The sequence below is a fragment of the Lichenihabitans sp. Uapishka_5 genome (assembly GCF_033947565.1).
In the GTDB taxonomy this organism is placed as follows: domain Bacteria; phylum Pseudomonadota; class Alphaproteobacteria; order Rhizobiales; family Beijerinckiaceae; genus Lichenihabitans.
In genome coordinates this window covers 101,095-113,221 of record NZ_JARPVX010000006.1, presented here as the reverse complement: position 1 = coordinate 113,221, position 12,127 = coordinate 101,095, and the positions used below count along the sequence as shown (strand labels likewise).

Sequence of the window (12,127 nt, the reverse complement as noted above, 5' to 3'; positions counted from 1 at the left end):
CCGTCACGCTCAGTTGAGCCCGACCTCGCGTTCGAGGTCGAGGCCCTCGCGTGCCGTGCCGACCTCGGACGGCGTCACGGGCGAGGGGTCGAGCTCGGCGAAGGGCTTGACCGCGAAGGGCGAAGGTACGCCCGGCCGCAGGGGATAGTCGGCAGCCGTCGCGGCAATGGCCTGCTGGCCTTCGGGGCTGACCAGAAAGGCGAGGAAGCGCTGGGCCTCCTCGGGATGTGGCGCCGCTTTCAACATGGCGGCGCCCGACACGGTGATCTGCGCGCCCGGGTCACCGTGGCCGATATAGTGGATGCGAGACGCCATCTTGTCGGTGCCGCCCTTTTCTTTGGCGACCGCGAACCAATAATTGTCGCCGACGATCGCCACCGGAACCTCACCGCGCTCGACCGCCATGATCATCGCGGTGTTGCTCGGATAGGCCTTGGCATTGGCCTTCAGGGCCTCGAGCCACGTCTTGGCCTTGGCGTGCCCTTCCACCTTGGCGATGGCCGTGAGCTGCTCCAGGAAGGCGGCGCTCTTCGGGTTGAAGGCGATGCGATCCTTCCATTCCGGCTTGGCCAAGTCGAGCACGGACGACGGCAGTACCGCCTCCTGCACGGTTCCGGCGTGGTACACCAGCACCTGGCTGCGCGCCGTGACGCCGATCCAGGTGCCGTCATGGTCGTTGAAGCGCGCCGGCACCTCGGCCAGGGTCGGGGCCGCCACGGAACCGAGCAGGTCCTTGTTCTTCAGCACGGCGAGCGGCGACGTATATTCGGCATAAAAGATGTCGGCCGGCGAATGGGCGCCTTCCTGGGCGATCTGGTTCGCGAAGGCAGGGCTGCCGGCCTTGCGCATCGCCACCTTGACGCCCGTTTTCTTCTCGTAGGCCGCGATGGCGGCCTCCACGGGTCCTTCGTCCTGGCCATTATAAACCGTCAACGCGCCAACTTCGGCGGCCTGCGAGGCGGGCCCGCCGAGCGCGATCGTGAGACAGCATGCGGCGATCGGCAGGCGCAGCGTCGAAGCTCGGAACATGAGACATCCTGGATGAAGCAGGCCGAACGGCCACCGTGGGGCCACGCCGACCGGACCGCGAAAGGTCATCCGGGAGCCATGGCCCGGTCGGCTTAAGTGGTCAGGCAGAACTCGGCAAGTCTATCACAGCAATTGATAATCGTTCTAAAGTTTAGAATGGCAGCCCCAAGGCTTCCGGCAATACGACGCCGGATGGCGTCGCATTCGGTCGGGCCCGGATCAGATCGAGCCGGCCTCCACCATGTAGTTGTTGGCCGTACACATGGCGGCATCGTCGGATGCGAGGAACAACACCATGCGGGCCAGGTAGACGGGCTCGATCAGTTCGGGCAGGCACTGCCGCACCTTCTGCCGCTCCAGCGCCTCCGGGTTGGCCCACAGCGTCTTCTGCCGTTCGGTCATCACCCAGCCCGGCACCACTGTGTTGACGCGGATGCGATGCGGCCCGAGGTCCCGTGCGAACGACCGCGTCATGCCATGCACGGCCGCCTTGGCCGACGTGTAGACCGGCATGCCGCCACCCGCTTCCCACCAGGAATTCGAGCCCATGTTGATGATCGAGCCTTTGCGGGCCGCGATCATGTCGGGCGCCACCGCCTGGGTGGCGAAGAACATGTGGCGCAAGTTGGTGGCGATGCGCTCGTCGTAATATTCGGGCTCGACCGTTTCCCAGCCGTGCCGATCGTCGCGCGCCGCGTTGTTGACCAGCACCCCGGCCGGGCCGAGCGTCGCCTTCAAACCCGCAAAGGCCTGCCGCAGGGCCGCGATGTCCCGCAGGTCGCAGGCTTCGAACGCCACCGTGGCGCCCTTTTGGCTCAGGTCTTCGGCCAGGGCCTGCCCGGTCGTGACGTCGAGGTCGACGAAGCCGACGCGAGAGCCTTGCGCCGCAAAAGCCCGCACGATCTCGGCGCCGATGCCCGAGGCGCCTCCGGTTACAGTGACGACCACATCCTTGAGGCTTGGGTAGATGGCAAATGACATGGGGGTTCCTTCCCGGAAATGTTGTTGAGGCTTCACACGGCGACGCTAAAGCCTTTTCGAGACAGCTGAGCCTGAGGGGACAGGCAGATCCGCAGGCGCGGCCATCCCCAGGCGAATGGCCCTTTGCCTTGACAAGGAGAAGGCATCCGCCTACCTCAACCCTGCCGGTTAGCACTCTCGATCGATGAGTGCTAAGACTGGCCTCCCAGAGGCTGACGCCCGTGTGCGCCGTGTTCTATCGCACAGGTGCCGGGTTTGAAACAGGAAGGCGACCCATGAATTTCCGTCCCCTCCACGATCGCGTGGTCGTGAAGCGTCTCGAAGGCGAAGAGAAGACCAAGGGCGGCATCATCATCCCGGACACCGCGAAGGAAAAGCCCCAGGAAGGCGAGATCGTCGCCGTGGGCCCGGGCGCCCGTGACGAGCAGGGCAAGCTCAACGCGCTCGACGTCAAGGCTGGCGACAAGGTGCTGTTCGGCAAGTGGTCGGGCACCGAGGTCAAGATCGACGGCCAGGATCTCCTCATCATGAAGGAGAGCGACATCATGGGCGTCGTCGGCTAACAGCCCCGCCCACCCCCGAAACTTCCGTTTAGGAGACAATCCCCATGGCAGCGAAAGACGTACGTTTTTCCTCTGACGCCCGCGCCCGCATGCTGCGCGGCGTCGACATCCTGGCCGACGCGGTCAAGGTGACGCTCGGCCCGAAGGGTCGCAACGTCGTGATCGACAAGTCCTTCGGCGCGCCCCGCATCACCAAGGACGGTGTGACGGTCGCCAAGGAAATCGAGCTCGAAGACAAGTTCGAGAACATGGGCGCCCAGATGGTGCGCGAAGTGGCCTCGAAGACCAACGACAAGGCCGGCGACGGCACCACCACGGCGACCGTGCTGGCCCAGGCCATAGTCCGTGAAGGCGCCAAATACGTGGCCGCCGGCATGAACCCGATGGATCTGAAGCGCGGCGTCGACATGGCGGTCGTGGCAGCCCTCGAGGACATCAAGTCCCGCGCCAAGAAGATCAACTCGTCCGACGAAGTGGCCCAGGTCGGTACGATTTCGTCGAACGGCGACAAGTCGATCGGCGAGATGATCGCCAAGGCGATGCAGAAGGTCGGCAACGAAGGCGTCATCACGGTTGAAGAAGCCAAGACCGCCGAGACCGAACTCGACGTCGTCGAGGGCATGCAGTTCGACCGCGGTTACCTGTCGCCCTACTTCATCACCAATGCCGAGAAGATGATCGCGGAGCTCGACGAGCCCTACATCCTCATCCACGAGAAGAAGCTGTCGTCGCTGCAGGCGATGCTGCCGGTGCTCGAGGCCGTGGTGCAGACCGGCAAGCCGCTGGTGATCGTCGCCGAGGACATCGAGGGTGAGGCTCTCGCCACGCTCGTGGTCAACAAGCTGCGTGGTGGCCTCAAGGTCGCGGCCGTCAAGGCTCCGGGCTTCGGCGATCGCCGCAAGGCCATGCTCGAGGACATCGCGATCCTGACCCAGGGTCAGATGATCTCCGAGGAACTCGGCATCAAGCTCGAGTCCGTGACCCTTCAGATGCTCGGCCGCGCCAAGCGCATCCGCATCGACAAGGAGAACACCACGATCATCGACGGTTTCGGCGAAAAGGCCGACATCGAGGGCCGCATCGCCCAGATCAAGTCGCAGATCGAGGAAACCACCTCGGACTACGACAAGGAGAAGCTCCAGGAGCGTCTGGCTAAGCTCGCAGGCGGCGTCGCGGTGATCCGCGTCGGCGGCTCGACGGAAGTCGAGGTGAAGGAAAAGAAGGACCGCGTCGACGACGCCCTCAACGCGACCCGTGCGGCCGTGGAAGAAGGCATCGTGCCCGGCGGCGGCACCGCTCTCCTGCGCGCCAAGAAGGCCGTGGCGGCTCTGAAGTCCGAGATCCCGGACGTGCAGGCCGGCATCAACATCGTGTTGAAGGCTCTCGAGGCCCCGATCCGTCAGATCGCCGAGAACGCCGGCGTGGAAGGCTCGATCGTGGTCGGCAAGATCAACGAAAACAGCTCGGCCACCTTCGGCTACAACGCCCAGACCGAGCAGTATGTCGACATGATCGAGACCGGCATCGTCGATCCGGCCAAGGTGGTCCGCACGGCTCTGCAGGACGCGGCTTCGGTCGCCGGCCTGCTGATCACCACGGAAGCCATGGTGGCCGAGTCGCCGAAGGACAAGCCTTCGATGCCGATGGGCGGCGGCGGCATGGGCGGGGGCATGGGTGGGATGGACTTCTAAGTCCGTCACCGTTCATCCGAACGAACAAGAAAAGGCCCCGGAGCGATCCGGGGCTTTTTCTTTGCCCGGGCTTTGAGGCGCCGGGCGTGTTGCTCAGGAAGGGCTCAAAACTGCGGTGCGGGCCGGTCGGCCTCGTCGGTCCTCGGCTCCGGGCGCCGCAGCGCGGCCGGCAGGGCCTGGCTGGCGCCGATGGCCGTGAAATCGATGTCGTCGGGCTCGCCATCGGCCCGCGCCATGATGTTCCACACGTCGACGTCGGAGATCAGCCCGTTGCGGGTCAGCAGAATGACGTTGACCGACGGATAGTTCGGATAGCCGCGTCCGTCTGAGGCGCAGCGCAGGGAAGGCGCGCTGATATCGGGCAACGGGTGCTGCAGATCCTCGCAGGCGAACCCGATGGTGGCGAGTTGCGACGCGGCCTCGTCGAGCCGCGAGCCGCGGGGGAACAGCGTGAGCGCCTCGGCTCGCAGGCGCGTCAGGTCATTGTTCTTCAGCGCTGATCGGCGCGCGACGCCATCGAGGCTCGCGGCGGCGGCCGTCAATCCCCCGGCCAGCAGCACCGCCACGAGGGCTGCGCCACCCCACCGCCTCAGGCCGCTCACCATGGGATCGTGTTCCGGTTGCGCAGGGATCGCCGGCTCATGCGGTCACCGGAACCTCGGCAGCGGTGCCGTTATGGTCCGCCAGCGTGAGTGGAACTTGGGCTGCCGGCTCGGGGCGTCCGATCAGATACCCTTGGATCTCGTCGCAGCCGATCTCCGTCAAAAACCGTAATTGCCGCGGCGTCTCGACCCCCTCGGCCGTCACCCGCAGGCCAAGATTGCGACCGAGCGCCACGATTGTGCGGACGATCTGCTCGGCCTCGTGGCTGTCGGCCAGGTTCTGCAGAAACGAGCGGTCGATCTTGATCTTGTTGAACGGGAAGCGGCGCAGGTAGCTGAGGCTCGAATAGCCGGTGCCGAAATCGTCCATGGCGAAACGCACGCCGAGGTGCTTCAGCTTGAGCAAGCCTTCCATGGCATGACCGGCGTTGGACATCACGATGGTTTCGGTCAGCTCCAGCTCGAGCCGGTGCGGCGCGAGGCCGCTCGCGGCCAGGGCTGCTTCGACGGCCGCCGCGAAGCTGTCCTCGCGCAGTTGCGCCAGGGATACGTTGACGGCCACCTTTACGGTCTCGGGCCACCCCGCCGCCTCGCGGCAGGCGACGTTGAGGGCCCACCGGCCCATGGCGTCGATCAGGCCCATGCGCTCGGCCACTGGGATGAACTCGACGGGCCCGACAAGGCCCCGGGTCGGGTGGTTCCAGCGCATCAGCGCCTCGAAGGCCCGCACCTCCGTCGAGGCGAGGTCGAGCAACGGCTGGTAGAACAGTTCGAATTCATCGTTCTCAAGCGCTCGCCGCAGATCGGCTTCGAGCCTGATGCGCTTCTTCAGGGCCTCTTTCAGCACCGGCTCGAAGACGCGGCAGGTGCCCCGGGCTTCGCCATCCTTGGCCTTGTTCATCGCGAGGTCGACGTTGGTCAGCAATTCGGCGCAGGTGGCGCCGTGATGCGGCGCCAGCACCAGGCCTCCGGTGCCACCGATCGAGAGCCGCCGCCCGTCGATGTCGAACGACGGCTTGAGGCGCGCCAGCATGGCATCCGCGAAGGCGGTCGCGCCGTCCCGGTCGTCGGTGCCGGACCGCACCACCGCGAATTCGTCGCTGCCGAGCCGGACCAGCAGGTCGGTCCGCCGCAGCCCTTCACCGAGCCGGGCCGCCACGCCGCACAACAAGGCATCGCCCACCGCATGGCCGAGCGTGTCGTTGATCTCCTTGAACTGATCGAGGCCCAGGCAGAGGATCGCGAAGCCGCCGCCGGGCTCGATGCGAGCCAGTTCCTCGTCCACCCTGCGTTCGAGCGCGAAGCGGGTCGGCAAGCCCGTCAGCCCGTCATGGGTGGCCATATGGGCAATGCGGGCCGCGGCGCGCCGCCGCTCGGTGACGTCCTCGTAAGTCCCCATCCAGCCGCCGTCCACCATCGGCTCGTGGGTGACCGAAAGGATGCGGTCATGGCCGAACGGCACGAAGCGGACCGAGCGTCGCCGGCGCGCTGCCACGAAGCGCAAGTGCCGACGCAAACGCGCCGCATCCGTGCCGGGATGATTGTTGCGGGCGAGGCTGAGCTCGATCAACGCCAGATAGGCGCTGCCGGGCTTGGCCTCGTCAGGCCCGATGCCGAACAGGGCATGGGCCTGCGGGTTGGCGAGCCGCAGCCGGTGGTCGCGGTCGAAGATGCACAGCGCCTGGCTCATGGTGGTCAGCGCCGCATCGAGCGTGGCCTTGGCGTTCGTCAAGGTTTCCTTCTGGGCCACCAGCGCGGTGACATCGGTGTAAAGGCCCACGAAGCCGCCCTCGCTGGTGCGGTGGCGGCTGTTCTGAATGCGGCGACCGTCGGGCAGCAGGCTTTCCTGCATCTCAGGCGCGCCTTCGACCTCCTTCAGCATGGCCCGGTGGGCATGACCGTAAAGGCCGACGAGCTTTCGCATGGTGTCGAGCGTGGCCCCGGCGCTCAGGTTGCGGGCGCTCAAGCCGAGCAGGTCGAGCGCCTGGGCATTGATGATCTGGATCACCCCCTGCGGGTCGGCCACGATCATGCCCTCGCGCGAGCCGTCGACGGCTTCCGCCAGGCGCGCCTGGCTGGTCTGCCGAAGCCGCACCTGCTCGTCCAGCATGCCGCAGATGCGCTCCCGCATGCCGTCCATCACCCGGATCAGATGGCTGAGCTCGTCGGCACCGGCTTTCGGCGTCGCTCCGTCGAGCCGTCCTTGGGCAATCTCGTTGGCGAACCGCGTCACGCGGCCGAGCGGCGCCTTGATGCCGCGCAGCAAGGCGAGCCCGGCCAGAATGGCGACCGCCACCACGGCCAGGGTGGCCACGAGAGCCGCGGCACCGTTGCGGGCCATGAGGCGCTTGGCCGTCGTTCGTCGCGCCTCGGCCGCTGTGCTGGTCGCTTCGATCAGCTCGGCGACCTTGGCATCCACCTGCTGGGCGCCCATGTCGAGGCTGGTCAGTTCCGTCGCCGACACACTGCCGTCCGCCTCGGCTTTCTGGGCATCCCGGATCCAGTCCGCCTCGACGGTCCGTAGGTCTTCCAGCAACGGGCGTTTGTCGGACGGCAAGGCGCCGACGGCATTGTCGAGATCCTGTCGGAACGAATGGTGCAGTGCGATAACATCCGGCACCTCCACCTTGCGGTTGCGCAGGAATTCGGCGCGAAGGCGGCTAAAGTCCGTCCCGACCGCACGAGCGAAATTGGCAGGAACCACATCCTGCTGCGCGCTTTCGGCATAAGTCGTGGCGTCGGCGATGCTGCGAAGCGCGAGGCCGGTCAAGCCGGTCGACACCAAGCCCATCGTGGCGAACGCCACGGTGATGCGACGGCCGATGGTCCACCGAAACAGATTCTGCTGAGGCAGCGCCTCCGCCATGACACTATCCAGCCATCGGGCAAGGAGCGACTTCACTTGCCGTAGGCCGACGATAACAGCGCATACTTACGCAAAGCTTGCGAAACAACGGGTCTTTGGGCCTGCGACAAGTAGAGCCGCCTGCGCCCGGAGTTCAGCCGATCAGGATGCGGGTTGCCGGACCGATCCGCAGCAACAACCGGCGCAGGTCGGGCGCCGTCACGGCCACGCAACCAGCGGTCGGACGAACGGGCGACGCCTGGACGTGCAGGAAGATGGCGCTGCCCTTCATCTTGCGGGCGGGCCGGAGATTATAGTCGATCACCACCACGGCATCGTAGAGCCGGTCGTCGCGCCACAGGTGTTCGTGGCCGACGGCGGCCGGCAGTGTCACGGCACGATTGTAGCACCCGGCGAGGGGATCGTCGCACCAGCCGTCCTTCGGGCGAATCCGACGACACGGCAGGCCAGTCAGCGGACGCGGCGCCCGGTCGAGGCGCACCAGCACATGGTGCAGTGCGAAGGAGCCGGCCGGGGTGGCACCGTCGCCTTCGCGCTTGCGGCGCGTGATGCCGCCAGGGCCAATCACGCAAGGAATGACGCTCTGGCCGGCGATCAGGCGCCCGCGAAACCGCTCGCCCGGCAGTAGGGCAACGCGCAAGCGCGCCAGGGTTCGCCGCGGCGGCAACACCGGCCGGCCGGAAACGGAGCGACTGCGAATGGATCACCTCCGGGCGGGGCCTTGCGCGATTGGCTTGCGCAGGCCACCAAGTTTGCGCACCTTGCGAAAGGAACCCTCTTTGGGCAAGTGAGGAGTCGCACCCCCGAACGGGTGCCGGCGTCACGGAGTTCGATCCTACATGAGTCAGGTACGCAGGATCCTGATTGTCGACGATGACGGCGATCTCCGATCCTTGCTGGTGGAACAGTTCGCCTTTCACGACGATTTCGAGACCCTCGAGGCCGGGACCGCAGAGGCCGCCATGCTGCTGGCGGTCGACCAGCATCCGGACCTTGTCATCATGGACGTCAGCCTGCCCGACATGGACGGCCGGGACGCTGTTGCGGCCTTGCGCCAGAAGGGCTTCAAGAACCCCGTCATCATCATCACGGGTCATACGGGCGATGCCGACATCGTGCGGGGGCTCGACCAGGGCGCCAACGATTACGTCAGCAAGCCATTCCGCTTCGCCGTGCTGCTGGCCCGTATCAGGGCCCACCTGCGCAGCCACGAAAGCAGCGACGAGGCGATGTTCCAGATCGGCGACTACAGCTTTCGCCCCGGCCACAAGCATCTCGTCGACGGCAAGGGCACCAAGCTGCGCTTGACCGAAAAGGAAACCGCCATCCTGCGCTTCCTGTACCGGGCGGGCGACCATGTGGTGCCGCGCGAAACGCTGCTGCGCGAGGTGTGGGGCTACAATGCCGCCGTCAGCACCCACACGCTGGAAACGCATATTTATCGACTTCGCCAGAAGATCGAAAACGATCCGGCGCAGGCGCAACTGCTGGTGACGGAAACCGGAGGCTACCGCCTCGTTCCTTGAAGACCCCGGCGCCGCAGGACCTCCCTTCGATGAGCCTCGATCAGGATATCGACCGGCTGGCTGGGGTTCCGCTCTTGGCGGCGCTGGAGCCCGATGCCTTGCGGTTGCTGGCCTTCGCGGGCGAGACCCGCAGTCTGCCGGCCGGCACGGCGCTGTTCCGGCGCGGCGAGCCGAGCGACGGCGGTTATCTGGTGGTGAGCGGCACCATTCTGGTCACGGACGAAGTTTATCAGGCCGTGCGGGTGGGACCGGCGGGCCTCCTGGCCGAAACGGCCCTGTTGCGCGACACCGTGCACGCCCGCAGTGCCGTGGCACAGGACCCCGCCACGGTGTTCAAGCTGCCCCGCACAGCCATGCTGCGGGTGCTCGAGGCGCATCCCGCCTCGGCGACGCGGCTTCTCGCCTTCCTGGCGCGGCGGCTGCATGCCACCTTGCCCCGCGACGGCTTGGGCTCCTGAGGGCATCTGCCCCGTCTTAGGCCAACCGCTCGACAGGCGAATCGCGCTCGCCTGCGACCCGACGGCTTACAGCGACAGCGTGGCGATCACGGGAACATGGTCGGACGCCCGCTCCCAGCCCCGCGTTTCCTTGACGACCTCGATGCCCGCCACGGCGCCGCCGAGATCCTGGCTGACCCAGATATGGTCGAGGCGTCGCCCCTTGTCGGCCGCCGCCCAATCGGGCGAGCGGTAGCTCCACCACGTGTAAAGCTTCTGCTCGGGCGGGATGCGCCGCCGCATGGCATCCACCCAACCTCCGGCCGCCTGACACGCCGCAAAGCGCTCCACCTCGACGGGCGTGTGGCTCACCACCGAGAGCAGCGCCTTGTGGCTCCAGACGTCCGTTTCGAGCGGCGCGATATTGAGGTCGCCGACCAGCACCGCCCGCGTGTTGGCCAACGCTCCTTCGCTGGGCGCCCGCGTCATGCCGTCGAGGAAATCGAGCTTGTGGGCGAATTTGTCGTTGAGGGCGGGGTCCGGCACATCGCCGCCGGCCGGCACATAGAAATTGTGGATCGTCAGGCCGGCGGCCTCGCCCGTGCCACCCAGCGTCACGCTCATCTGCCGGGCGTGACCATGACGGCAGAACGCACCGCGGATCACGTTCTGGAGGGGCAGCCGGGACAGTGTCGCCACCCCGTGATAGCCCTTCTGGCCGACGAATTCGATATGCTCGTAGCCGAGCGCCTTCAGGTCCGACAGCGGAAACTGCCCGTCCGGGCACTTGGTCTCCTGCAGGCACAGGACATCGGGGCGATAAGCTTCCGCGAAGCGCCGCACCAGCGGCAGGCGCAGCCGGATCGAATTGATGTTCCAGGTGGCGAGGGTCAGCGGCACGGAAGGCTCATGGTCGGGGCTTGGGCCTGCCTCGTCGCACCCGTGCCCCGCCCGGGCAAGCGCTTTTGCCGCCAGGGCTCAGGCAACCTCACGGGTGGGCACGAGGCGCAGTACGCAAGCCCGCAGCCAGGCCGCGCGCTGCCGCATGACGCCCACATCGCCGAGCAGCAGCACGGCCGCGAAGCCGAGCGGGCCGATCACGGCTGCCGTGCCGAGCACGAGCGGCGCCGGCAGGGCGCGGAGCGGCCAGACCGCGAGCCCCGCCACGGCGGTGGCGGCCAGCAACCCGACCGCATCCTGCAGCCGGGGCCTGATCGCGGCATCGCGGTGCGCCAGCCAGGCGAGGCAAAGCGTGCCGCCGCCGAGGCTGACCGAATGCACGGCCGCGATGCCGATCGGCCCGGCGGTCGCCGGCACGAGCAGGAGGCCCAACCCATCCACGGCGGCCGAACTCAAGGCGCCCAGGATGATCGGCCGCGTCCGGTGGGCCATCTGGAACACCGGGTTGATGGCGAACTGGCCGAAGCAGAACAACAGGATGCCGGGCAGAACCGCGAGAGCCAACGGCACGAAGCCGTCGCGGAACCGCTCGGGCACGATCAAGGCCGTAAAGGCCGGCAACACGGCGGCGAACAACACACCGAGCAGCAGCAACACGGCCGCGACATCGACGATGTTGCGACGCAATTGTTGGGCGGCGCCGCTCGGCCCGGCCACGGCCTCGCCCCGCACGGCGAGCTGGAACAACAGCACGTCGAGCGCGGCCCCGACGGCCAGAAACAGCCGCAGCTCGATATCGGTGGCAAGCGACAGATGACCCGCGGTCGCGAAGCCGAGGCGGGACGCCGCCACGCTGCGGTTAAACAGAAGAATGGCTTGGAACACCACATTGGCGGCCACCACCGGCAGGCCATAAGCGGCGAAGCGCCGGATGAGGCTCCGGGCCGGAGGGGCACGGCCCGGGTCGGCCAGGGCGCCGCGGCTCGGCAGGATGGCCACCAGCGAGCCGACCGCCTGGGCGGCCAGCACCGCGGCGGGATCGTGGGTCCATTGGGCGGCCGCGGCTGCGGCCGCGAGGCCCAGCACCCCCTTGCCGATCACCAGCCCGGCATAATCCCGATCCATGAAGCGCGCCCGTGCCAGCGCGCCGCAATAATCGAAGCCGCCATTGGCCACGGCCGCCAGCACCACGGCCCCGGCCAGCGACGGCGTGACGCCGAAACGTCCCGGCAGGCCGAGCGCCAAGACGCCGCCCACCACGAGCACTGCCGTCAGAACATGGTAGCAGGCATCGAGCGACGGCCGGAGCGCCGGCACGCTGCCGCGTTGGGTTTCGCCGTAAAAGCGCGCCGTCGACAGCCGGAGCCATTCGAACAGGGCTGTCGCTAACAGCGATCCTGTGGAGGCGATCACCGCATAGCGGCCGTAGAGATCAGGCCCCATCAGGGCCGCGATCACGAGGCCGACGCCGAAGTTCAGCCCGGCATTCAGCAGAAAGGTGACGACGATCCGCATGGCGCCCGACCCGGAGG

General features: G+C 67.1%; 11 protein-coding genes. 4 read left to right on the top strand and 7 right to left on the bottom strand.

The window, feature by feature from the left end:
• Positions 1-9: 9 nt before the first annotated feature.
• Positions 10-1,029: an extracellular solute-binding protein gene (locus P7D22_RS04530; protein ID WP_319933024.1), complete on the bottom strand. Its 1,020-nt coding sequence runs from the start codon at positions 1,027-1,029 to the stop codon at positions 10-12.
• 219 nt (positions 1,030-1,248) lie between these two features.
• Positions 1,249-2,010, bottom strand: coding sequence for an SDR family NAD(P)-dependent oxidoreductase (locus tag P7D22_RS04525; RefSeq protein ID WP_319933023.1), 762 nt, complete (start codon positions 2,008-2,010; stop codon positions 1,249-1,251).
• A 275-nt stretch (positions 2,011-2,285) separates the two neighbouring features.
• On the opposite strand from P7D22_RS04525, the gene groES reads away from it, so the two are divergent.
• Entirely contained in the window at positions 2,286-2,573 is a 288-nt protein-coding gene (gene groES, locus P7D22_RS04520; RefSeq protein WP_319933022.1) for a co-chaperone GroES, read from the top strand.
• Between the two features lie 44 nt (positions 2,574-2,617).
• Positions 2,618-4,264, top strand: a complete 1,647-nt coding sequence (gene groL, locus P7D22_RS04515) for a chaperonin GroEL (protein ID WP_319933021.1) — start codon at positions 2,618-2,620, stop codon at positions 4,262-4,264.
• Positions 4,265-4,368: 104 nt separating this feature from the next.
• Here groL and P7D22_RS04510 read toward each other — a convergent pair whose 3' ends face one another.
• From P7D22_RS04510 to P7D22_RS04500, 3 genes are all read right to left on the bottom strand, one after another.
• On the bottom strand, positions 4,369-4,830 hold the full coding sequence (locus P7D22_RS04510) for a hypothetical protein (RefSeq protein ID WP_319933020.1): 462 nt from the start codon (positions 4,828-4,830) through the stop codon (positions 4,369-4,371).
• A gap of 73 nt (positions 4,831-4,903) precedes the next feature.
• A complete protein-coding gene (locus tag P7D22_RS04505) occupies positions 4,904-7,732 on the bottom strand; it encodes an EAL domain-containing protein (protein ID WP_319933019.1) in 2,829 nt (942 codons plus the stop codon).
• Positions 7,733-7,865: 133 nt separating this feature from the next.
• Positions 7,866-8,372 carry a L,D-transpeptidase family protein gene (locus P7D22_RS04500; protein ID WP_319933018.1) on the bottom strand — a complete coding sequence of 169 codons (507 nt, stop codon included), beginning with the start codon at positions 8,370-8,372 and terminating at the stop codon, positions 7,866-7,868.
• Between the two features lie 199 nt (positions 8,373-8,571).
• On the opposite strand from P7D22_RS04500, the gene P7D22_RS04495 reads away from it, so the two are divergent.
• Complete coding sequence (locus P7D22_RS04495; RefSeq protein WP_319933017.1) at positions 8,572-9,258, top strand: response regulator transcription factor; 687 nt, start codon at positions 8,572-8,574, stop codon at positions 9,256-9,258.
• A gap of 29 nt (positions 9,259-9,287) precedes the next feature.
• Positions 9,288-9,716 (top strand): cyclic nucleotide-binding domain-containing protein, encoded by a 429-nt coding sequence (locus tag P7D22_RS04490; protein ID WP_319933016.1) that lies wholly within the window; start codon positions 9,288-9,290, stop codon positions 9,714-9,716.
• A 66-nt stretch (positions 9,717-9,782) separates the two neighbouring features.
• Here the strand turns inward: P7D22_RS04490 and P7D22_RS04485 are convergent, their stop codons facing one another.
• Both P7D22_RS04485 and P7D22_RS04480 read right to left on the bottom strand, forming a co-directional pair.
• Positions 9,783-10,595: an exodeoxyribonuclease III gene (locus P7D22_RS04485; RefSeq protein WP_319933015.1), complete on the bottom strand. Its 813-nt coding sequence runs from the start codon at positions 10,593-10,595 to the stop codon at positions 9,783-9,785.
• Between the two features lie 78 nt (positions 10,596-10,673).
• Positions 10,674-12,110 (bottom strand): lipopolysaccharide biosynthesis protein, encoded by a 1,437-nt coding sequence (locus tag P7D22_RS04480; RefSeq protein ID WP_319933014.1) that lies wholly within the window; start codon positions 12,108-12,110, stop codon positions 10,674-10,676.
• Positions 12,111-12,127: the final 17 nt, after the last annotated feature.

Coding starts and splice junctions, on each gene's coding strand:
- groES (WP_319933022.1), top strand. CDS start 2,286: ATGAATTTCCGTCCCCTCCACGATCGCGTGGTCGTGAAGCGTCTCGAA.
- groL (WP_319933021.1), top strand. CDS start 2,618: ATGGCAGCGAAAGACGTACGTTTTTCCTCTGACGCCCGCGCCCGCATG.
- P7D22_RS04525 (WP_319933023.1), bottom strand. CDS start 2,010: ATGTCATTTGCCATCTACCCAAGCCTCAAGGATGTGGTCGTCACTGTA.
- P7D22_RS04495 (WP_319933017.1), top strand. CDS start 8,572: ATGAGTCAGGTACGCAGGATCCTGATTGTCGACGATGACGGCGATCTC.
- P7D22_RS04490 (WP_319933016.1), top strand. CDS start 9,288: ATGAGCCTCGATCAGGATATCGACCGGCTGGCTGGGGTTCCGCTCTTG.
- P7D22_RS04505 (WP_319933019.1), bottom strand. CDS start 7,732: ATGGCGGAGGCGCTGCCTCAGCAGAATCTGTTTCGGTGGACCATCGGC.
- P7D22_RS04480 (WP_319933014.1), bottom strand. CDS start 12,110: ATGCGGATCGTCGTCACCTTTCTGCTGAATGCCGGGCTGAACTTCGGC.
- P7D22_RS04530 (WP_319933024.1), bottom strand. CDS start 1,029: ATGTTCCGAGCTTCGACGCTGCGCCTGCCGATCGCCGCATGCTGTCTC.